The organism is Tolypothrix campylonemoides VB511288_2 (assembly GCF_045999855.1).
Taxonomy (GTDB): Bacteria; Cyanobacteriota; Cyanobacteriia; order Cyanobacteriales; family Nostocaceae; genus Scytonema; species Scytonema bouteillei_A.
The window spans coordinates 61,980-84,143 of the sequence record NZ_JBFPMW010000012.1 but is presented as its reverse complement, the minus strand read 5'-3'; the positions used below and the strand labels follow the sequence as shown (position 1 = coordinate 84,143).

General features: G+C 40.0%; 21 protein-coding genes. 13 read left to right on the top strand and 8 right to left on the bottom strand.

Features of this window, described 5'->3' with window-relative positions; genetic code table 11:
* Positions 1 to 87: 87 nt before the first annotated feature.
* Entirely contained in the window at positions 88 to 1,101 is a 1,014-nt protein-coding gene (locus AB0756_RS29220; RefSeq protein WP_038076894.1) for a glutathione S-transferase family protein, read from the bottom strand.
* 179 nt (positions 1,102 to 1,280) lie between these two features.
* Between AB0756_RS29220 and AB0756_RS29215 the strand changes: the two genes are divergently transcribed.
* Both AB0756_RS29215 and AB0756_RS29210 read left to right on the top strand, forming a co-directional pair.
* Positions 1,281 to 2,654 carry a serine/threonine-protein kinase gene (locus AB0756_RS29215; protein ID WP_050046734.1) on the top strand — a complete coding sequence of 458 codons (1,374 nt, stop codon included), beginning with the start codon at positions 1,281 to 1,283 and terminating at the stop codon, positions 2,652 to 2,654.
* An 82-nt stretch (positions 2,655 to 2,736) separates the two neighbouring features.
* Positions 2,737 to 4,218, top strand: a complete 1,482-nt coding sequence (locus AB0756_RS29210; RefSeq protein WP_050046733.1) for an ABC transporter substrate-binding protein — start codon at positions 2,737 to 2,739, stop codon at positions 4,216 to 4,218.
* A gap of 257 nt (positions 4,219 to 4,475) precedes the next feature.
* Here AB0756_RS29210 and AB0756_RS29205 read toward each other — a convergent pair whose 3' ends face one another.
* Positions 4,476 to 5,162: an HAD family hydrolase gene (locus tag AB0756_RS29205; protein ID WP_038081987.1), complete on the bottom strand. Its 687-nt coding sequence runs from the start codon at positions 5,160 to 5,162 to the stop codon at positions 4,476 to 4,478.
* Between the two features lie 215 nt (positions 5,163 to 5,377).
* Here AB0756_RS29205 and AB0756_RS29200 point away from each other — a divergent pair, with 215 nt between their 5' ends.
* Positions 5,378 to 6,151, top strand: a complete 774-nt coding sequence (locus AB0756_RS29200) for a glucosamine-6-phosphate deaminase (RefSeq protein WP_038081986.1) — start codon at positions 5,378 to 5,380, stop codon at positions 6,149 to 6,151.
* 343 nt (positions 6,152 to 6,494) lie between these two features.
* Here the strand turns inward: AB0756_RS29200 and AB0756_RS29195 are convergent, their stop codons facing one another.
* Complete coding sequence (locus AB0756_RS29195; protein WP_408104031.1) at positions 6,495 to 6,734, bottom strand: hypothetical protein; 240 nt, start codon at positions 6,732 to 6,734, stop codon at positions 6,495 to 6,497.
* A 452-nt stretch (positions 6,735 to 7,186) separates the two neighbouring features.
* On the opposite strand from AB0756_RS29195, the gene AB0756_RS29190 reads away from it, so the two are divergent.
* The gene (locus AB0756_RS29190) at positions 7,187 to 8,665 is read left to right on the top strand and encodes a multicopper oxidase family protein (RefSeq protein ID WP_050046732.1); all 1,479 of its coding nucleotides are present in this window, start codon (positions 7,187 to 7,189) and stop codon (positions 8,663 to 8,665) included.
* A gap of 64 nt (positions 8,666 to 8,729) precedes the next feature.
* On the opposite strand, the gene AB0756_RS29185 is transcribed toward AB0756_RS29190, so the two are convergent.
* Positions 8,730 to 9,560, bottom strand: a complete 831-nt coding sequence (locus AB0756_RS29185) for a hypothetical protein (RefSeq protein WP_038081984.1) — start codon at positions 9,558 to 9,560, stop codon at positions 8,730 to 8,732.
* Positions 9,561 to 9,807: 247 nt separating this feature from the next.
* On the opposite strand from AB0756_RS29185, the gene AB0756_RS29180 reads away from it, so the two are divergent.
* Both AB0756_RS29180 and AB0756_RS29175 read left to right on the top strand, forming a co-directional pair.
* A complete protein-coding gene (locus AB0756_RS29180; protein ID WP_167844772.1) occupies positions 9,808 to 11,175 on the top strand; it encodes a sensor histidine kinase in 1,368 nt (455 codons plus the stop codon).
* Positions 11,172 to 12,692 (top strand): hybrid sensor histidine kinase/response regulator, encoded by a 1,521-nt coding sequence (locus AB0756_RS29175; protein ID WP_038081981.1) that lies wholly within the window; start codon positions 11,172 to 11,174, stop codon positions 12,690 to 12,692. Before AB0756_RS29180 ends, AB0756_RS29175 begins: the two co-directional genes overlap by 4 nt.
* A gap of 61 nt (positions 12,693 to 12,753) precedes the next feature.
* On the opposite strand, the gene dnaG is transcribed toward AB0756_RS29175, so the two are convergent.
* Positions 12,754 to 14,712, bottom strand: a complete 1,959-nt coding sequence (gene dnaG, locus AB0756_RS29170; protein ID WP_038081979.1) for a DNA primase — start codon at positions 14,710 to 14,712, stop codon at positions 12,754 to 12,756.
* A 263-nt stretch (positions 14,713 to 14,975) separates the two neighbouring features.
* Here dnaG and tftA point away from each other — a divergent pair, with 263 nt between their 5' ends.
* The 6 genes from tftA to AB0756_RS29140 all read left to right on the top strand — a co-directional run bounded on the left by tftA (position 14,976) and on the right by AB0756_RS29140 (position 19,579).
* On the top strand, positions 14,976 to 16,331 hold the full coding sequence (gene tftA, locus AB0756_RS29165) for a hormogonium tapered terminus morphoprotein TftA (protein ID WP_038081999.1): 1,356 nt from the start codon (positions 14,976 to 14,978) through the stop codon (positions 16,329 to 16,331).
* Positions 16,332 to 16,689: 358 nt separating this feature from the next.
* Positions 16,690 to 16,908, top strand: a complete 219-nt coding sequence (locus tag AB0756_RS29160; RefSeq protein WP_038081977.1) for a hypothetical protein — start codon at positions 16,690 to 16,692, stop codon at positions 16,906 to 16,908.
* A complete protein-coding gene (locus AB0756_RS29155; protein ID WP_237265961.1) occupies positions 16,896 to 17,228 on the top strand; it encodes a type II toxin-antitoxin system VapC family toxin in 333 nt (110 codons plus the stop codon). The genes AB0756_RS29160 and AB0756_RS29155 overlap by 13 nt, the downstream gene beginning before the upstream one ends.
* A gap of 89 nt (positions 17,229 to 17,317) precedes the next feature.
* Entirely contained in the window at positions 17,318 to 17,812 is a 495-nt protein-coding gene (locus AB0756_RS29150; protein ID WP_038081976.1) for a hypothetical protein, read from the top strand.
* 59 nt (positions 17,813 to 17,871) lie between these two features.
* Entirely contained in the window at positions 17,872 to 18,000 is a 129-nt protein-coding gene (locus AB0756_RS29145) for a hypothetical protein (RefSeq protein ID WP_272899916.1), read from the top strand.
* Between the two features lie 367 nt (positions 18,001 to 18,367).
* Complete coding sequence (locus AB0756_RS29140) at positions 18,368 to 19,579, top strand: RNA-guided endonuclease InsQ/TnpB family protein (RefSeq protein ID WP_038080764.1); 1,212 nt, start codon at positions 18,368 to 18,370, stop codon at positions 19,577 to 19,579.
* An 11-nt stretch (positions 19,580 to 19,590) separates the two neighbouring features.
* Here AB0756_RS29140 and AB0756_RS29135 read toward each other — a convergent pair whose 3' ends face one another.
* Both AB0756_RS29135 and AB0756_RS29130 read right to left on the bottom strand, forming a co-directional pair.
* Complete coding sequence (locus AB0756_RS29135) at positions 19,591 to 20,016, bottom strand: type II toxin-antitoxin system VapC family toxin (protein WP_038076924.1); 426 nt, start codon at positions 20,014 to 20,016, stop codon at positions 19,591 to 19,593.
* Entirely contained in the window at positions 20,013 to 20,264 is a 252-nt protein-coding gene (locus AB0756_RS29130) for a type II toxin-antitoxin system Phd/YefM family antitoxin (protein WP_038076927.1), read from the bottom strand. The genes AB0756_RS29135 and AB0756_RS29130 overlap by 4 nt, the downstream gene beginning before the upstream one ends.
* Positions 20,265 to 20,416: 152 nt before the next feature.
* Here AB0756_RS29130 and AB0756_RS29125 point away from each other — a divergent pair, with 152 nt between their 5' ends.
* Complete coding sequence (locus AB0756_RS29125) at positions 20,417 to 20,614, top strand: type II toxin-antitoxin system HicB family antitoxin (protein WP_038076931.1); 198 nt, start codon at positions 20,417 to 20,419, stop codon at positions 20,612 to 20,614.
* Between the two features lie 76 nt (positions 20,615 to 20,690).
* Here AB0756_RS29125 and AB0756_RS29120 read toward each other — a convergent pair whose 3' ends face one another.
* Entirely contained in the window at positions 20,691 to 22,046 is a 1,356-nt protein-coding gene (locus AB0756_RS29120; RefSeq protein ID WP_050046731.1) for a cytochrome P450, read from the bottom strand.
* Positions 22,047 to 22,164 lie beyond the last annotated feature (118 nt).

Genomic DNA, 22,164 nt, shown 5'->3' with positions numbered 1-22,164 from the left:
TTTTTGTAATTGCTGCTCAATTATCTCGATGAGTTATTAACCCCGTTATTGTAAGTTAGACGTATGGAATAGCTACGATCGCGCTGTTTACGTGAAGCGATTGCGATCGTGTGGTTCGTAAAGATAAGCCATATCAGGACCTGAGGGGATAATTCCGCCCGGATTGAGAGGAAAAAGATTGCCATAATAATCCTGCTTTACACTTTCCACATCACAAGTGTCAGCAACACCAGGAAGTTGGTACAAATCACGCAGGTAAGCACTAAGATTTTGATAGTCTTTAATTCTTCTACGGTTGCACTTAAAAAGCCCGTAATATGCACTATCAAAACGAAAAAGTGTAGTGAATAGACGGACATCCGCTAATGTTACAGTTTCTCCACACAAGTATCGATTTGAACTCAGTGCATCCTCAATCTTATCTAAAGTTGTAAAGAGTTCATTGCAAGCGCGATCGTAAGCTTCTTGAGTTTGAGCAAATCCACAACGATAAACACCGTTATTGACACTTGTATATATCAGATCGTTCCAGTCATCAATTTTCTGTTTGAGTTCCTTCGGGTACAAATCCAAAGTCGGATTTTGAGCCAACTCGTTGAACTCTGAATTTAGCATTACGATAATTTCTGCGCTCTCATTGTTAACGATAGTTTTAGTCTGGTTATCCCATAAAACCGGAACCGTACACCGTCCGGTATAGCCCGTTTCAGCAAGCTGGTACAGTTCAGCAAGCGTGCGACAGTTTTCATACTCCCGCTCGAAGATCCAACCCCCTTCTATTGGAGAAGGATAAACTATAGTGACTTGTAGAACTTGTTCAAGACCTTTGAGTGCTCGCACAACAAGAGTACGGTGCGCCCAGGGACAGCTCATTCCTACTATCAAGCTGTAGCGATTTGCTGCGGGTAAATATTGATTGTCTGTCTCTGCTCTTACAAAGTTCCGAAAATAACTGCTCGGACGAATGTATTCTCCTGAGGTATTGCGGGGAGCAAGCTTGGACATCATCGTATGCCAAAGAGTGACCCAAACAAACTTCCCTAACTTGATTATAAGCTTTGGTGGAAGTGACTTTCTTTTGCTATTGGTCTCTACTTTCATGTAGCTATCTCAGTAAGTATTGATATTATTTTATACACTGATTTCAAGAAGAAAAACTGTTTTTTTTGCCAGTCTATAATAGAATAACCGTTCTATAAACTCAATTATTTGTTACATCTACTTAGCTAACACCTAAGACACTCTAATGTATATTCTTTAATAAAGATTAATATTATAGTATGCTTTGCTGCCTAAACCCTGAGTGCTCTCAGCCTATAAATCCAGATGGAACAAAGTTCTGCGTAAATTGCGGAGCAGAATTAGTCTATTTACTAAGAAATCGTTACCGCGTTATTAAACCATTGGGAGGGGGAGGATTTGCTCGTACTTATCTTGCAGAGGATATGGATAAGTTGGATGAGCATTGTGTTGTCAAACAACTAGCACCACAAGTTCAAGGGAGCTGGTCGCTGAAAAAAGCAACAGAATTATTTCAGCAAGAAGCAAAACGACTGCAACATTTAGGAGAGCATCCTCAAATTCCTCATTTATATGCCTATTTTAAGCAAGATGACTATCTGTACTTAGTGCAGCAATTTATCAAAGGGCAAAATTTGTTGGAAGAGTTAAAGCAGCAGGGGGTATTTGATGAAGTAAAAATTCGAGGTTTTCTGTATGATTTATTACCCGTTATTGCAGCAGTCCATCAGCAACAGGTAATTCATCGAGATATCAAACCAGAAAATATCCTTCGCCGGGAAAGTGATGGGAGATTGGTGCTTATTGATTTTGGAGTAGCAAAGCACAAGACAAACACGGTAGTGACAAACCATCAACCGGGAACATATATTGGTTCTTTTGGTTATGCACCGCTTGAGCAAATGCAAAAGGGTGAGGCTTATCCATCTAGCGATCTTTATAGTTTGGGAGGGACTTGCTTTCATCTGCTCACTAATGCTCATCCCATAGATATATGGTTGAGAGAGGGCTATGGCTGGGTTTCCAGATGGCGACAATACGTACAACAACCCATCAGTCAGGAATTAGCGCACATTATTGATAAGTTGTTGCAAGTTCATCATGAAGAGCGCTATCAATCAGCAAGGGCTGTTTTACAAGATTTAAATTTTAACCTACTACCGCAACAATATTCTGGGACATCACAACTCAGCTCGTTTTCCACAGTCCTGTCACCGCACCAACCTTCAACAATTCCCTCATACACTCAACCACCAGACCCATCTTTGCATCTCAAGAAACTACTTCCCTCAGCAGTGATTGCAGGATCGGGAAGCTCATTTTTGGCTCTTATCCTTCTGAGTTTTTTAGAAACAGTTTGGATGAGTTCTGGAATCTGGTTACTGCTTTTAGGAACTATTATCTTTTTTCAAGCTCTCTCAATTTCCGAAAAAACCTATTTGTTTGTTGTTTCTGCAATTACAACATTATTCATTTTCCTGGTTTACCAAAGCCTGTCGTTTTCCAATCTGCTCCGCTCCGGTCTAAATGGGTTGGGCGTTTTTGTACTGCTAGTTCTTCTTGCTGGATTATTATCTTTTGCTCTTATCAATTTGTCACAACTTTTAAACAAATTGATTTCCAATTATTTTTAAACTCCGGTTAGGGAACTTACCCAATCCCTATTCCTTCCCCTATTTTCAAGCGAGTATATAAATTTTATTTTAGGTTCGTTATATGAATGAGAAAGAAAACATCAGGTTGCTTGCTTCTTTTTTGATAGCTGGTTCGCTCATAGCAGGCATTTTGTGGTTGCTAGGTAGAGTTGTCAGTCCAAAACAAACGAACAATCAAATACCAAATTCGGGCTCGCTCAATGCATCCTCAAATGATAACATGAGTTTGGGTGAGGAAATTTTTATTACTAAGAACAATTCTACTGAAAAAGCTGAAGGGAGTAAAGCATTTGCCAAAGGTGATTTTTCCACTGCTGTGCGGCAATTTACCACAGCTTTGAACAAGAATCGTAACGACCCCGAGACTTTAATTTATTTAAATAACGCTAATGCAGAATTAAATAAAAGTCAGACAAAAGCACCTATAAAAGTTGGTGTTATTTTGCCACTCGGAACAGTAGACCAAGCAGAAGAGACTTTACGCGGGGTAGCTCAAGCTCAAGACGCGCTTAATAACAGCCGTGACAAAATTAATGGCGCTTGGTTGCAACTTCAAATTGCCGCAATTTCAAATTTTAGAGACACTCAGGCTATTGAAAGTCTAAATCGTCAGTTAATTGACGATCCAAGAATTTTAGCCGTAGTAGGGTTTACTCGCGAGCCGTCTATTTATAACGATCGCAAGTTGGTAATGGTTTCAACCGCCAATCTAAGTTCCAGACAATCATTTCAGGGACAACAGTATGTATTTTACGCGACTCCCAGCCCTGATATTTTTAGCGATAAGCTAGCTGAATATATCGTGGAAAAAACTGGTATAAAAAATATAGCTATTTGTAAAGACTCATCATCACAACAAACACAAGACAGATCCAGAGAGCCAAGTGTCAACCGAGAGACCCTCATAAAACTACACCAAGACTCTATTAAAAGTAGTAAATATAGCGGTAAAGTCACCAATACAAATTGTGATTTTAGCGATAGCACTCCGGTCAGTGATATTTTAAAAAGAGCCAGAACAGATGGCGCTGAAGGTTTGCTATTATTCCCCGGTTACCGCTCGATTAACAATCCAAACTCAAAGTTTTTCGAGTTGTTACGAGAAAATAAAATACAAGGGGAACTCCCACTGTTTGGTTCTCAAATGATGTACAACAGCAGAATGTTGAAGTATGGAAAAGAAAACCTCAACAAAATGGTTTTAGCTGTACCATGGCATTGGGATGCAAATCCAGACAATCCCTTCTCCACAGAAGCTTCTCGTCTTTGGGGTGGTGAAGTTAGCCCCCGTACTGCGATCGTATATGACGCACTTCAAGCAATTATTACAGGCTTGAGAGAAGACAGTACTCGTGAGGGTTTACAAAAGACACTTTCTAAACCAGACTTTGTAGCGTTTGGTGCAGCAGGAAGAATTAAGTTTTCACCTGCAGGTGTTCGCGATCGCGAGGGAGGAGTTTTTCTTGTCAGAGTTGAACCCTGTTCTTCAGGTAGGGGTTGCGACCAAGATTCTCAACTGCGTTTTAATTTAATAAAAAATTGATATGGCTAATTGCTAATGGCTAATGGCTAATAGCTAATTGCTAATTGCTAATGGTTGTAGTGTTAAACTATTAGCTATGGCAATCCTATTTGATCTGTGAAATACATATAGGGAAGCAACCCTCGTGCATTAGTTTCCTCGCGCCCAAAGGAGTGGCGTAATACCCACTAAAATCTCTGGTAGGCATTGCCCACCAGTACTAATGATTAATTTTTCTCATACTAAACTATTAGCTATTAGCCATTAGCTATTAGCCATTAGCTATTAGCCGTTTTAACAAAATCCTGCGAAATAAGTGAATTCAACTGTGTCCACAATTGCAAATCGGTGAAATCTGGAATGGTCATAAATGCCCCAATTGCTAAGAGAACATTTGGGTCGTGGGTGGAGGTTACACCAATGGTGGGAATACCAGCACTCACAGCAGAACGAATTCCAGATGGTGAGTCTTCTAGTGCGATCGCTTGTTCTGCTGTTATATTTAACTGCTCCAGCGATACTTGGTAAGGGGCTGGGTCTGGTTTGCCTGCTATGCAATCTTCTCCTAAGACAACTGTATCAAATACGTTCTGAATATCCAAAACTTCTAACATAAATTGTACGTTTAGTTTTGGCGCGTTTGTGACTAAAGCACGTTTGAGTTTGTGTGTATCTGTCCATGCAATGAGTTCTGCAAATCCATTCATGGGTTTGAGAATTTCTCTAGCTTTTTGCCGGAAAAGTTCTTCTTTATCGTCTGCAAATTTTGCACCTGCTTCTGATGATAATTGTGGTAGCAAGTCTTCTATAATTTGTGGATTTGTCCGCCCGCTTATTCGGGATTTATAAAATGTTTCGTCAATGTCTATACTATAATTCATTAGCATTTCCCGCCACGCTTGGTAGTGTATTGGGTCAGTATTGGCAATAGTTCCATCAAGATCAAAAAGAATTGCTGCCAGCATGGTTTCTACCGTGTAAACTCTTGTAAAGTTTCTTTAAATAGTTTACACTCTTTTTTCCAAATTTGTTATTTGACAACATTGATTGAGAAGAAAAAACTATAATTAATTATCCAAATTGTGACAACCTATAAGATGCGAGTAGGGGGTGTCGGGTAAGTATACCCTTACTCGTTTCCTTTTTTTGAGTTAAAGTCAAAGATTTTCTGTATAGTCCAATGCCAACCGCAAAAAAGTCTTTTCGTGTCGATGCTTTACAGGTACAGGTTTACAACTCCGAACTCGAACTGGCGCAGGATGTTGCAGAAACAACACAACAGTATTTACAAAACATCCTCCTAGAGAAAGAAACGGCTGTTTTATTATTAGCAACAGGGAACTCTCAACTTAAATTTCTTGATGCTTTGAGCGCAAATGGTGGTATAGATTGGTCGCGAATTATCTTGTTTCATTTAGATGAATACTTGGGTATTGAATCTGACCATTCTGCAAGTTTCCGCCACTATTTACGAGAACGTGTTGAAAAGCGAGTGAATCCTAAAATATTTCACTACATTGAAGGTGATACAATGCAACCTTTAAGAGAGTGCGATCGCTACACTAAATTACTGCAAGCACAACCTATAGATTTGTGCTGTCTTGGTATTGGCGAAAACGGACATCTCGCTTTTAACGATCCTGCTGTCGCTGATTTTAACGATCCCCATGCAGTCAAACTTGTGAAGCTAGATGATGTTAACCGCCAACAACAAGTCAGTACGGGTTACTTCTCAAAATTAGAAGCTGTTCCCCAATATGCTTTTACCGTAACTATCCCTTTGATTTGTTCCGCTCGCAAAATTATCTGTCTAGCACAAGGAAAACGTAAAGAGAAAATCGTACAACAGATGTTGTATGGTGATGTGACAGTTGATTGTCCTGCTTCTATTCTTCGCACGTGCGATTCAGCAACATTATTTTTGGATGTCGATGCTGCTAGGCGACTTCGTTAATCGGGACATTAAAAACATAAATCACACTAAATTTACAGCAATTTTCTGTAAGGTAGGTACGGCTTGATCTTATACTAAATCCTTTTTTATAACCCCAATAAGCCCTAGTGATTAGAAATCACGGCTATACAAACGAAGTCCCTCCGGGTTCGCCAGTCGCCAGGGCGCGGGAAACCCGCCTTCAGCACTGGTCTCACCGCCTACGCGGACTAAATTATAAAGGGGGTATAAGACGCGGATTTAGTATTAAATGCCTTTATAATAACCTTTTGAAAGGTAATCCCCACGTTACGAATTGTGGTTTATTCATCTAAAAAACACTATAAGGCAGAGCTATTTTATTCTAAAATCTCACGTTTTGCGCTACTGGTTTTAGTTCTCCCAAAATACGTATTTTTGAGAGGTAGATACGGTTGAAAAATTGCTGTATTGACCAAAAATACTCGGTTCTTCCGCTATAGCCAGTTGGTGAGTGGTTAATAAAATAGCGCAACCAGAAGTTACTATCTCTTTTTCTTTTGCATAACTCGTCGGTAATCTTCTGGTAGGAAAGGAGTAAAATCGCGAGCCGTAAATAACTCATAAGTATTTTTACGTATATTTTATAGAAAATCAAAAATTTATAAAACGTAAAAATTGATATTTGTTAAATTTAGAACAATTATTTATAAATCTTCAAAGCCCTTTTTTATTTCAATAAATTTTAATGAAAACTATTAAAAATGTTGTCAATAAACAGCTTTTAACATGACTGAGAGATTGCAAAACTACATATTTCATCTTTTGTATAAAATCTTGAGAGTATAAAAATCATAAAAATGTAACTTTTATTCAAATTTACCATCTGTTATTTCTTACAGTATGGCGTAATATTTAGTACTATTACTTAAACTTACTTAAGCGTATCGTTATATTTTTTCTGAAATAATTGCACTACATAAAAGTTCTGACCGCTTGTTAGTTGAGCAAATTGTTACCACCTCCTAGCGAGCGCTCGTAACTGTGCAACCTTAATTAACCAGGGAATATCTAGCAATGAACAAAATAAGCAGGCGTGAAGCGCTGAAGATTGCAGCGCTTGCAGGAGGTTCTATTTTACTTCCCGTAGGGCTTCAGTATCGGGGATATGCTCAAAGAACTGATGAAAGAGTTGAACCGTTCGTGCTTCCCTTTCATACACCACCCGTATTAAATCCTGTACTCAGTGATTCTACCACCGATTATTACCAAATTGTCATGCAAAAGGCTCAAGTAGGAGTCCTACCTGGGAGAACAACTGAGATTTGGGGTTACAACGGTACGTTTCCCGGTCCTACAATCAGACAAAGTAGAAATCGACAATCTATTGTTAGGTATATCAACAATCTTGACGTAGATACCTCAGTTCATTTACACGGTATGCCATCGTTACCCCAGTATGACGGTTATGCTGAGGATTTGATTCCTCCGGGGTACTACAAGGATTATGTCTATCCCAATCCTACTTCTGCTATTTTGTGGTACCACGACCACGCTCTCGGTCAAACTTCTCGAAATGTCTATATGGGTTTGGCTGGAATGTATCTTGTTCAAGATAATGAAGAGCTGAGTTTGCCACTCCCTAAAGGCGATCGCGATATTCCTCTGATTATTCATGATAAACAATTCGGTTCTGATGGGTCATTAATTTTTGACGACCAAGGACAGCACAGTTTAATGGGGGAAGTCATTACAGTTAACGGTGTTCCTTGGCCTCGTATGGAGGTTGCAAACTGTAAATATCGTTTTCGAGTTTTAAATGCATCTATTTCTCGCTCTTACAGGCTTGCTTTGAGTACGGGTGATGACTTGATTGTCATTGGTACAGATGCTGGATTGATGAGTGCGCCAGCCAATACTCAGAATATGCGTCTTGGAATGGCAGAAAGATATGACATAATCATCGATTTTTCTAAATATCCCGTAGGGTCTCAGGTTGTACTGCAAAATCTTGGGCTTCCCAACAACGATAATTTTGGCAACACAAATGTCATCATGCGCTTTGATGTGGTGCGTTCTGAAGTTGATAACAGTTCAATTCCCAATACACTACGCAATATTCAATTTCTGACGGAATCCTCAGCAGTGCGAACTCGTAACTTCACATTTGACCATATAAATGGTGTGTGGGTCATCAACGGTAACGGTTGGAATCCAAATCGAGTAGATGCCAATCCACAATTAGAAGAAGTAGAAATTTGGAGCCTGCACAATCCTTCTGGTCTTTGGTTTCATCCAGTTCACCTTCACCTCATCGATGCTCAAATTCTCGATCGCAATGGAGTACCGCCTTTTCCTTACGAACGTGGTTTGAAGGATGTGTTCTATGTTGGTGAAAACGAAACAGTACGAATCATTGGCAGATTTAGACCTCAACTAGGTAAATATATGTACCATTGCCACAACATGGTTCACGAAGACCACGACATGATGAGCCAATTTGAAATAGGACAAAGTGGGATAAATCCAAGGTCAGCGCCAGCACAGCCGCTCTAATTAAGGATGAAGTATCAAGGATAAAGGATGAAATATGAATCTTTCATTCTTTATCCTTGACACTTCATGAAACGTTTACCCAAAAATCAGCAGTATTAATTTTGCCATTGCGATTAAACTGAACCCAAAGTTTATATGTTCCTGGCTGCGGAAAACTCGTTTGAAAAGCTATTTGTCCATTACCAGTCTCTTTGAGAGCACGAGCACGGATATAATCTGGTGTTGAAAGTGGATATGAGCTTTTTAAAATGACTAAATGCCCTTTTTCTCCCAAATACGGTTCCAAACCCTTAGCTGGTTGATTGTTTGCAGTTTCCCGAACATCAAACGTTAAGGTTACTTCTTTACCAGCCTTGAGAGCTGGTTCAGATATTTTTAAATTGACTTTAGTATCATTTAATATCTTGGTTGTGTTAAACTTTTCTAAATCCTTGGGAAGCGGAACTGAACCTGGAATTTTCAGTGACATGAGGGAAACTTGTTCTTTTTGTCCGGATGGTTTGTAATCGCTAAAAATTTTATACTCACCCGGTGTGGGAAAAGTTGTATTAACCTCAAAGCGTCCATTTCCTTTATATGTAGGGTGAATGAAATCGAATGATTGCAAGTCATCCCTAACGACAATCAAGTGCATGGTCTTTTCTGGAAAAGTGTCAAAATTTGTGACGAATTTTCCTTGAGAGTCTTGAACCTCAATAACTAATGAGGTAGGCTGATTCCGAGCAAGATTTTTAGGAGCTGTTAATTTTGCCTGAGTTGTGGAGCTGTCTCCACGGTGCGTTTGTTCTGTTGAATATCCGTTCTGAGATGATGCTCCAGATTTGGTAAAAGAACCGCATGCAGAAGTTAAGAACAAAACCGCGATCGCAACAACTCTCGTTAAGTAATATTTCATAAAAAATTTGTCTTTTATCTTTTGTTAGTGGATAAGAATTATTCTCCCTTGTCCTCTTGTCTCCTTTGTCGCTTTATCGTCCTTTTCCCACTCCAAAAATCAGAGATCCGTAGGCTATGACCCAGCTATGATTTAAGGCGAGGCGTTGGCATCAGTATTCTTACGCTTTGCATCAGACCAAGAAAAGATGAAAATTCATAGATTACCATTCCGAACATTTATTTATAGCACTTAGTTTCTAAGCTTAATGCTGTTTTTACATTTAGTTAGAGTTTTTTCGGCTGTGGAATTGTGTATGTTCGCGATCGCTTTTAGTGGATTCTATTTGATAGAAGTATGGACACTATGGCATTCTGACTTCTGGCTCTCAAGTTTTATCAAAATCTTGATGGCGATGGTGTCAGTTGTTATTGCTGTACAGTTCGTCGCTTTATTACCTAAACCCCAGACTTCATCCGTTCCATCTCAACTAGAAAAAGCACGTGAGGAACTAGAAGCACGATTTCAACAACAGATAGGGGATTTAATAGAATTTAATAAATCGCTGCAAGCCGAAATTACCGAATACAAGCAGCGAGAAGCATTTTTGCAAGAGAGTGAAGCGCGGTTTCGCCTCATAGCTTACACAGCCCCCGTGATGATTTGGGTGTCTGATATCGAAAGGCTTTGCAATTACTTCAATAAAGTTTGGCTGGAGTTTACTGGAAGAACAATTCAACAAGAAATCGGTTATGGCTGGTTGGAATCAATTCATCCTGAGGATAAAGAGCGTTGTTTTCTTACCCGTACTACAGCTTTTGATGCTCGGCAAAGCTTTAAAATGGAGTACCGACTGAGACGAAAGGATGGTGAGTACCGTTGGATCTTAGATACAGGTATGCCACACTATACGGAGAATAATACCTTTGCTGGCTATATTGGCTCTTGCGTTGATATTACCGAACACAAGCAAGCAGAAGAACAGATCCAAGCATCTTTACTCGAAAAAGAAGTTCTTTTAAAGGAAATTTATCATAGAGTTAAAAATAATTTACAAGTCATTTCTAGTTTGCTGAATCTCCAGTCAGAATATATTAAGGACAAAGATGACCTAGAAATATTCCAACAAAGCCAAATGCGAATTGAATCTATGGCTTTGATCCATCAAAAATTGTACCAATCGCAAGATCTTGCAAGAATTGATTTTGGTGAGTATATTCGAGATTTAGTAGCAAGTTTATTTAGTTCTTACGAAGTCAACACAAACGTGATTTCGCTTACAGTCAATGTCGAGCGCGTATTATTAAGCTTAGATGCAGCTATCCCTTGCGGCTTGATTATCACGGAACTTGTTTCCAATTCCCTAAAATACGCCTTCCCTAAAAGTAAAACAGGAGAAATTTCGATAGAGCTTCAGGTAGAAAATAATAATGTGTTGAACCTGAAAGTTCGTGACAATGGTATTGGTTTACCCAAAAAATTTGATTTAAAAAATACAACATCATTAGGATTGCAGTTAGTAGATGCTTTAACAAATCAGTTGTCTGGCAATATAAAAATAAAGTCTGCTGATGGAGTTGAGGTTGAAATTGTATTTCCCGTATTGGAGAAAAATTTAACTTGGAGAAAAAAATGACACTGAAAACAATTTTAGTTGTGGAAGATGAGGGAATAGTTGCTAAAGATTTACAAAAACGTCTGCTCAAACTGAGCTATCACGTACCTGCTATTGCCTCTTCAGGAGAAGAAGCCATCCAAATAGCTGAAAAAATCAATCCAGATCTTATATTAATGGATATTAGATTAAAAGGAAATATAGATGGTATCGAGGCAGCTAAAGAAATTCAAAATCATCTTGATATTCCAATTATTTATTTAACCGCGTATGCAGATGATAATACATTGGAAAGAGCGCGTTTAACAGAACCATTTGGTTATGTCCTCAAACCTTTTAAAGAAAAAGAATTACATACGACAATTGAAATAGCTTTAAGCAAGCATCGGAAAGAAAGGCAACTCAAGGAAAATCAAAAAGGACTCGTAACTGCTGTCACTAGGATAAGTGATGGTGTGATTGTTTGCAATCGCCAACAGTCTGTCACTTTTATAAATCCTATGGCTGAGAAAATTACGGGATACCGACAAGAAGAAGCATTTGGAAGAAATTTATCAGAAATATTTAAAATTGTTCCTACAAAAAATCGCGACCAAAACCATAATATAATAGAGTCGCTTCAAGAAGAAAAAGTTCTTTTATCGGAAGAAACAACTCTCATTTCTCAGGATAGTCAAGAAGTACAAATTGAATATTGTACGGCATCAATAAAAAACGATCTAGGTAATATTATTGGCTCACTTGTCATTTTTCGAGATATGACAGAGCGAAATTTAGCTAGTGAAGCAAGCCAAAAGCAACTAGAACAAGAGCAAGTCTTAGCAAAATTATCAGAAATCAATCAATTTAAAGACGAATTTTTATCTATTGTGTCTCACGAATTACGCGCTCCTCTATCTAATATTAGAATGGCAATTCAACTCCTACAAAATACGGGAATTGGCGAGCACGGTCAGCAGTATATCAACATTCTTAGAGCAGAGTGCGATCGCGAGATGACTTTGATCAACGATTTGCTAGATTTGCAGAAAGCAGAATCAGGAACAACTCATCATTTAAATCCCGAGCCATTAGAATTACAAACTTGGGTAACAAACATTGTTGATGGTTTCTCCGCCCGCATTCAGGAACATCAGCAAAAGTTACTGTTGAGTATTCCCCCTGAAGTACCACCCTTAATTTCTGATAACGCGTGTTTAACACGAATTGTAGGAGAATTGTTAAATAATGCTTGTAAATATACTGCTATAGGTGGTGAGATTGCAGTTAGCATTCGGAACGATGTTTCTACGTCCAGTACTATTATTACTATTAGTAATTCCACAGAAATTCCCTCCACAGCCTTACCAAAAATCTTTGATAAATTCTACCGGGTTCGCAGCCCTCAATTTAAGAGACAACCAGGTACTGGTTTGGGGCTAGCTTTGGCGCAAAAACTGATCGAACAATTGCTAGGGACTATTGAAGTTGAAAGTGTTGGTGGATGGACAAAATTTACTTTAACATTGAACAATTTAGCAGTCATCAATGAGCAATAACCGTGCAATCCGCCCACGCGTTGCATGATAATTTTCAGGAAGCGATTGAACCAGTTTCAAATCATAATAAATCTGATATGGAAAATTGGCGCTGGCGATCTAATTCTTGAAGCCGCATTTTTTCAGCATAGAAAGCTTGGTAATATGAGTGCCATTTTTCCGGTTCTACCTGAGGATCTGTTCCATCGAAAAGTTCGCGAAAATAGCGGTAACGCTTCTCTCTTATGACAGCTTCCATTGAAGCAGTTGCTGCTTGAACCAGTTTTTCATGGCGGAGTAATATTTCTTTTTGAGTTTTCTCATTTAAATGAAATAAGTGAGCGACTAATTCTGTTTCTTCAGGAAACTCCAGACATCTATCTTGTACAGTTGATAGTAAATTGGTTTCCATTTCATTTGGAATTTCCAAAATTTGTTGCCACAAAAATCGGTGATGAGAAAGGCTAAATTGCAAATCCCTTTCTTCTAGTGCTGCAACTATAGCTTGACGATATTCTTTATAATGCAAGTAAATTCGCAGTAATAAAGCTTCTGCTTGTTCTAAAAGAATCTGTTCGGGACTGAGAGCAATGGAGGTGTTGTCCGGTGTGTTTGTGCTTTCTTGTTGATGCGATCGCCGTATCTCTCTCTCTTGCGGTTTGTATAACTTAGGCGGTAAGACTCCTTGTCTGGATGAAGCAGGAATTTGAGACAGCAAATTTTCTACTCTTAGCGGTACTAATCTGGCATCCCCTTGAGCTAAAATTTCTGCACAAGAAGAAACATAATGATTGCGTGTATCAGAATTACCAATGTTTTTCAGTAATTTCACCATTTGTTGCGACACTTGCTGAAAGTCGGTAGCTTTCTTTAAGTCGCGGTTTTTTGTCATTTGCTGAATTTGCCAATCAAGCCAAAGAGGAGCCGTGGCTAAGAGATGTTTGTAGTTTTCCGGGCTGTTTTTCAGCAAGTACTCATCGGCGTCTTTGCCATCAGGTATGTTGAGAATTTTTAACTGAACTTCGCCACTGTACGCAAGTGCTGCAATTTCTCCTATGGCTTTTTCTGCAGCATTTGTCCCCGCAGCATCAGCGTCAAAATTCAGTATTAACTGTTTGGATTCTGTATAACGCAAGCAGGCGCGGACTTGTTCTAAACTTAGGGCTGTCCCGAGGGAAGCAACAGCATTGGTAATACCCGCAGCATGGAGAGCGATCGCATCAAAATATCCCTCCACAACTACAACACGATCTTGTTGGGAAATAGCTGCTTTAGCTTTGTCCAGAGCAAATAAAGTTTTCCCTTTGAGAAAGACTTCTGTTTCTGGGGAATTTAAATATTTTGGCTGGTCATCTCCTAACGTTCTACCACCAAAACCAATAACGCGCCCGAGTACGTCGCAAATCGGAATCATGATGCGATCGCGAAACACGTCATAATAACCATTTCCTTCCTTGCGAGGTTTAATCAAACCTGCTTTCTCTACCAGTTGTACGGGGTAATTTTTATCGCTGACCAAATAACGGTGAAGCGTTTCCCAACCGGGGGGAGCATATCCAAAACCGAAATGTTGAATTGTTTCTTCTTTCAAGTGGCGTTTGGATTGCAAATACTGCATTGCATTCTCGCCACTGCGCTTGAGAGCGTGTTGATAGAATTGTGCTGCTACAGCAAGAACTTCATACAGTTGCTCCCGTAGAGAAACCTGACGTTGCAATTCTTTCCATTGTTCGGGTTCTTGAGTTTTGACAGGAACTTGGTAACGCCGTGCTAAATCCAAAACCACTTCACTAAAAGAGCGCTTTTCCAAGTCCATCAGAAACTTAATAGCATTTCCTCCCGCTTGACAGCCAAAACAAAAGTACATTTGTTTGGTTTGGCTGACAGTGAAGCTCGGGCTTTTTTCTGAGTGGAAGGGACACAAACCTAGATAGTCTTTCCCGCGCTTGCGTAGGACAACGTGTTCCGATACGACATCATATATATCAGCTCTGTGCTTAACTTCATCAATTGTATCTGGGTGCAAGCGGGGGATGTGCATTTGGAAGCGGCTAATAGCTAATGGTGAGACTAGCCCTGGAGGCGGGTCTCCCGCCGTAGGGGACTAGCGTATAGCCCTGCGGGCATAGCTTCGCAACGCGAAGCGTCTCCGTAAGGAGATACCCAAAGGGCTAATGGCTCATGGCTAACGGCAATTCACAATTAGCTATTAGCCATTAGCCATTAGCAATATTATATTCATTGGTGCGGAAGTACGCTTGGTACGAAGAAGAAAATCTCGTTATACAGGAAGCAGGACTAATTATGGGACGTATTTTTCTGTCAGCAGCTCATGGAGGTAAAGAAGCATCTGGTATCGATCCGGGTTCAATCGCTGGAGGTACCAATGAAGCAAAAGAAATGATTCTCCTGCGAGATCTGATTGTTTCAGAACTGAGAGCGCGTAATATTGAAATTTTGGTAGTTCCCGATGATTTGAGTGCTCAGCAGACCATAACGTGGATCAACTCCCGTGCTCGTCAAAAAGATGTTGCTTTGGAAATTCATTGTGATGCAGCTAGCAATCCCTCTGTACGTGGTGCCAGTGTATTTTACATTACAAATAATGAAGATCGCAAGAGCCATGCTGAGTTACTGCTTGTAGGGCTACTGCGTCGCGTTCCTCAATTGCCTAATAGAGGAGTGAAGTCAGATGCAACGTCGGGAATGGGAAATTTAACATTTTGTCGGCAAACATCCGTTCCTTCCTTATTAATGCAAGTTGGTTTTCTCTCGAGTCCTGAAGATCGCACTTTGCTGCAAACTCGCCGTCGTGATTTTGCTGTAGGAATTGCTGAGGGTCTAGTTTCTTGGAGTCGCGAAGTCAACTCCGCTACAGCTACGGAACCTGAACAAGCGACTTATCAAGCAATCCATATCAATATCAATGGACAAAATTACTCAGAGCAAGGAATACTCATCAACGGGAATGCTTACATTCCCGTCGATTTAGTAGATCGCTTGCGAATTGATTTGTCTAAAGCACCCAATGTCCGTCGTGTGACTTATCGCCGGGTTGTTTACGTAAAAGCTGTTGAACTGCGCGAGTTTAGTATTGCAATTTCTTGGGAAGCCACCAGTCGCACTTTATCCTTACGCTCAATTTTACAAATTTGCCCCGGTCAAATTGACAGAATTATGTCACATGGTAATGCGTCGGAAGTGCAGTTGCAAATCTTTTTAAGAAATAACAATGAAAATGCCATAGTGCAGTTTCCCGACTTACCAAAACTCTACAGGGAAGAAGCTGCGATCGAAGGGGTAAATTATGATATTGCTTTTTGCCAAATGTGTTTGGAAACTGAGTTTTTACAATTTGGCGGGGATATAAGATCCGAACAAAATAATTTTGCTGGGTTGGGTACTATTGGTGGAGGTACAGAAGCTGCTTCGTTTGGGAGTGCTAGAATTGGGGTTCGGGCACATATCCAACATTTGAAAGCCTACGCAAGTTTGGAACCCTTAGTGCAAGAAGTTGTAGATCCGCGATTTCGATTTGTGACAAGGGGTATTGCTTCAACGGTTGACCAGTTATCGGGAAGGTGGTCAGCCGATTTGGACTACGGGAATAAGATCGTGGCTATGCTCAAACGACTTTATGAATCAGCAGGGTTACTGTAAGTGTTGGGCGTTGCTGCGGAAGTTGCGCTTACGACACCCTTACATTAGAAATGTGCGGCTATACAAACAAAGCCCGCCTACGCGGGCTAATTCGATGCATCTTTATACAAAAATGGTATACACATCTTTATAAAGAATTGATATAAGAATATAAATATGAATCTTTGTGAGTTAATAAAGTTGGTAGAAACACTATGAAAACATTTACTGCCGCGCAATTACGTCAAAATCCATGAGTTATGTACTAGCTCAGCACTGTTGAAATTCTACGATTTAATGAATTAAAGCGGTTACAAGAAAAGGAAAGGCTGATTTCAGCAGGTCAGTATTCTTAAAACTATGAAATCGGGAGGGAAAAATGCTTAAAAGTTATGAAGCTATTTTTGAAAACGGTCAGATTAAATGGCTAACTTCAGAGCCGAAAGTATCATCTGCCCGTGTGATTGTGACAATTCTGGAGGATACCACACCAATAAAGCGTCGGACTCCCCCTGCTTCCATCGCAGGTAAAGGTAGAACCTTAGGCGATCTGGTTAGCCCTATCATTGAAGAACAGGATTGGGAATGTCTCAAGTAATTATTCTCGATACCCATATCTGGATTTGGTTTATCAACCAAGAGTTCGAGCGATTTCCAGCGCACTGGCGAGAAATTATCGAAACTGCTGACTTAGTGGGTATTTCCCCAGTATCCTGCTACGAAGTTGCTCTCGCGCAACAACGAGGACGACTGGAATTACCTTGCACAGCCGATCTCTGGTTTCAGATGGCTTTGGAACCAACTGGCATTACATTGTTGCCACTGACTGCTGAAATTGCTTACTTAGCAGTCAGCTTATCTCCTGTTCACAAAGACAATGTGCGATCGCTTGATTATCGCTATAGCACTAAATTATAAAGCGAAGCTAGCCAGTATTGACGGCTTGTTTTCTCAGTATCCATAACTCGATAAACTCTTAATCAAGTAGGGTTCATTAAAGTAAGAACATGATTAACATTTTTACAAAAATTTCATTATCTACTTTTGTATTTGCTAACATCACCACTTTATTAGTATTGCAGACGGTCACAGCTAAACAATTACAAACAAAAAAGCAAATGAATCAAGCAATACCAAGAAATTCAGAATTGCGAATATACCCTGCAAATAATAACCTACCAGAAAGTCGCTTGATTCCGCTTGACCGTGTTACTAAAAAGTTTAGGAATATACAGATAACCGAAGCAAAACTTACAACATATCAGGAGTTTGCAGCAAAAATGGGGCTTTACAAATCATCGATTTCTACCAACCGAATGGTGTGGATAGTGACTTATTTTGTCCAAGGTGAGTTGAGAATGTCTAAAGGTAGAAGTATCTGCACCGATCGTGCTAAAATTGTGGAAGTCATCGATGCAGAAACTGGCGATTCTTTTGGTAGAGCTATTCACTGTCCTCAGGAAAATGAGATAGATTTTATGGCTATCCCTAAAATATTCTAATAATAACTAGGTTGAAAAATTCAAAAAGAGGATAATATTTAAAACAAGGAGAGAAACAAATGATGGCACCAATAGAACTGAGAAAAAAAGGTTATCAAATTTTAGTGGAACATTTGGGTCAAGTTGATGCTATCCGGTTTTTACAACAAGTAGGATGGAGAAGCCGTGACTATACACAAGAAAGATAAGAATTGCTAGATAAAGTAACAATAGAAGAGTTTTGGTAAGACCTTCAGCGCATTAGAAATAGAAAGTAGGTTAAACTCGATGCTTTGACAGAATAGAGTTTATAGCACGATAATGCAATTACTTACAGGGAGCGATGGGGGAATAGGGACATGTTTTCCGGGGTTTGCATAGACCATTTAATCGTAACTAATTAACAGGACTTAATATTCAGATGCGATCGCAAAATTTCATAAGCAGCTGCATGGTTGATTAAGTGCTAGACACGGCTCTGGGAAATTATTACCAAGAGAATGGGTCTAAAGCCTCGCCCTTCTAGGGCGACTTTATTTGTGTTATAATATTTTGCGTAGAAGTTTTCCACGGAAAATGATTGTTTTAGAATTCAAAGCCAAAGGGAAAACGACTCAATATACTGCCATTGATGAGGCGATTAGGACGGCTCAATTTGTTCGCAATAAGAGTATCCGTTTTTGGATGGATAATCGAGGCGTGGGACAAAAACAAATGTATCGCCTTAGTAAGTCATTGAGAAGCGAATTCCCGTTTGTAAAAGCTTTGAATTCTAGTGCTTGCCAAGCTTCTATTGAACGGGCTTATAGTTCTATTGCTCGTTTTTACGACAACTGCAAAAAGTCTGTTCCGGGTAAAAAGGGATATCCAAAGTTCAAGAAAAATTCTCGCTCAGTGGAGTATAAAACCTCTGGGTGGTCACTTTCCGAGACTAGGAAACAAATAACCTTCACCGACAAAAAAGGTATTGGTACGCTCAAGCTGAAAGGAACATGGGATTTAAACTTCTACCAATTAGAACAGGTAAAACGAGTTAGATTAGTTCGTCGTGCTGATGGGTATTATGTTCAATTTCTGATTAGTGTAGACAACAAATTAGAAACACAACCCACAGGGAAAACCATTGGTTTGGATGTAGGACTTAAAGAATTCTATACCGACAGCAATGGACATAGTGAACCTAACCCAAGGTTTTATCGCACAGGAGAGAAACGTCTAAAATTTAGACAAAAGCGCGTTTCTCGTAAAAAGAAAGGCTCTGCCAACCGTAAGAAAGCTATTAATAAATTAGGGCGAGTACACCTCAAAATAAGTAGGCAACGTGAAGAACACGCCAAGAGACTGGCGCGTTGCGTAATCCAATCTCACGACTTGGTATCCTATGAAGATTTGAGGATTAAAAATTTAGTGAAAAATCACTGTCTCGCTAAATCTATTAATGATGCTGGTTGGTATAAATTCAGAAAATGGTTGGAGTATTTTGGGGTGAAGTTTGGCAGGATAACTGTTGCGGTTAACCCCGCCTACACTTCTCAAGAATGCTTCAGTTGTGGCGCAATAGTCAAAAAATCTCTATCTACAAGAACCCATGTTTGCGAATGCGGCTTTGTAATAGATAGAGACTCGAATGCCGCTATCAATATTCTGAAATTAGCCTTGAGTACCGTAGGGCATACGGGAACTTGGATCTACTATCCGAACGCTTCAGGAGATTCGACCTCTACTCATACTGGAGAAATCCTGTATCAGCAAGTTGGGTCTGTGATTGAAGAATCTTCGCCCTTATAGGGCGGAGAGTGTCAAACAGCGTTCCAAGGGTTAATCAACCTAACCCCAGCCTGTTGAAAATCTGCTTCATTGCGTGTTACCAAAGTAAAATCTTTATTTAATGCAACAGCGGCAATCAATGAATCTATCGCTGCCATACGCTGACCATTCAGCTCTAATCTACCATTCAACGTCCCCCAAGTTCGCATGACATCAATGTCAATTGTTAAAATTTTATTGCTAAAGCGAATCAGTAACTCATCGTTTAACCATGTATGTAATTCTGTTTTGCGTTTAGAGAGAGGCAATTTTTCAATACCTTTACAGATTTCACCTATTGTAATTACACTCAAGTAGATGAGATCGGGATTAAGCTCATCAATCCATTCAACCACTTGTTGATTTGGTTGCTTCGCAATCAGTTCGGAGATAACGCAAGTATCGAGCAAATAACTCACAACGCCACATCCTCTCTAGCATCGCTCTTGTCCCGACTCAAATCCAACTCAACTTCTGCTAGCGGTGATGTCTGAAAAAACGTAGAAAGCTTTTGCTGGGCAGACAACATTTTTTGATACTCTCGATAAGAAAGAACGATCGCTACTTCCACTCCTCGCTTGGTTATTACTTGGGGACCTTGATGGATTGCTTCCTCAATCACTTCGCTCAATTTGTTTTTAGCTTCTTGAAGTTGCCATTGCTTCATAATTTTTAACTGGCTAGACTGTCTAGATAGTAGCAAAAGTTAGGAGCGATGGCAATCTCTGGGTTCTGGTGCGTCAGGACTAGTTAAATAAAAAGAAGTAGAGGAGAAGCAACAGCAGGAGAAGCAAGGAGATGAGTAAATTTAAGTATTAAATGTTGATTCAATGGTCAGAAGAAGACAGATGCTTCTTGGTAGGATTTTCTGATTTCCCTGGACAATGTTGGCGGACTCATGGGGATAGCTATGAGGAAGCAGTTGCAAATGGTATTGAAGCCCTAGAATCCCTAATTATGGCTTATGAAGCAACAGGTGAACCACTGCCAGAACCAAAGGTTAACAAAGCGGCTTAGTTGATTAAAAAATGACATATATCACATCAAAAACACTTACCAAAATAAATTTTCTCTCCCAATAATGCTTACATCGTTACCGTTTACCATTTAAAACTAGCTTTACACCCGTACCGGGAGCTAAAGTTACTCCCCGCCGTTGGGGAATCTCTGGTTTGTTGCTTGCTAAAGTCATTTGATAGCGGGATATCATTGTGGCGAGAACTAGCTTCATCTCAAACAATGCTAAAGCTTCGCCAATGCAACGACGTATTCCACCTCCAAAGGGGTAAAACTCATAGGGAGTAAACTGCCTTTCTAAAAACCTCTCTGGCTTGAATTGTTCTGGTTCTGGATATAAATCTTCACGACGATGAGTTAAGTAAATACATCCGTAGAGCTTTGTACCTGGTTGTAACTGGTAGCCCATTAATTCGACAGGTTCTTTCACGGCTCTAGGTACTGTTAGCATTGCAATTGGGTAAATCCGCAAAGCTTCGTTACAAATTGCTGTCAGATAAGGTAAACGAACAATTGCCATTGGATCTGGATTTGTACCTAGAGCTTCTAACTCATGGAGCAGTTGGTTTTGGACGCTTGGCGTTCGATGTACCCAATACAGTGCCCAAGCAACTGCCGTAGCTGTGGTTTCATGACCTGCTATTAACAGCGTCATCAACTCGTCCCGCAATTGTTCATCTGTCATTGCCTCGCCATCCTCATCTTGTGCTTGTAAAAGCAATGTGAGAACGTCTGTACGTGAAGGATCGTGCTGTTGACGGCGCTCTTGAATTTCAGCAAACAAGAGCTTATTGATTTGCTGTTGTTTTTTGAGGAAGGAACCCCAAGGACTCCACGTCCCGAAATCTTTTTGAAGAGATGGAAAGAAGAGCGAACCCGATGTAAAAGGCGATCGAAATTCATTTAGTAAGTCAACGATGGACTGTTTGATTTGAAAACAACGCTCCCCTTCATAAATCCCGAAGACAACATTGAGAATAACTTCTAGGGAGATTTCTTGCATAAGAGCCCGTGCAACGAAAACCTGACCGGGAAGCAATTTGCACATTGCTTTCTCAGTGAGTTCGCAAATGCGTTTTCCATAAGAGAACATCCGATCGCCATGAAAAGGTGGCATCAAAAGTTTGCGTTCTTTCCGATGGCGATCGCCTTCGAGCACAAATATGGAGCGATCTCCTACTACGGGTTGCAAAAGCCTGTTAGGAGGAGCGATAAATTGATTGTTATGACCCGAAAAAATCTGCTGAAGTGCTTGGGGGTCGCTCACGAATAACAAACACGAGTCGTTCCCAATCACTGGTGCATTGAAAATATCACCATAGTGCTGTTTCGCAGCATCCATGTAACCCAGGGGGTTGGTAATCCACTGAATTTTCTGCAGCCACTGAGGGGCTTGAGATCCTTTGGGGAGTTTTCCTTGCGCTTGGGTCATTTTATTATGTAAAGTTGGCTCTTCAAAAGAATACTGCTTAGATTATCATTATCTGTAAAAAACAGTTAAGCTGCCCTTGCATATAACTTGTATATTCTAAGATTTTGGCAAAACTGAG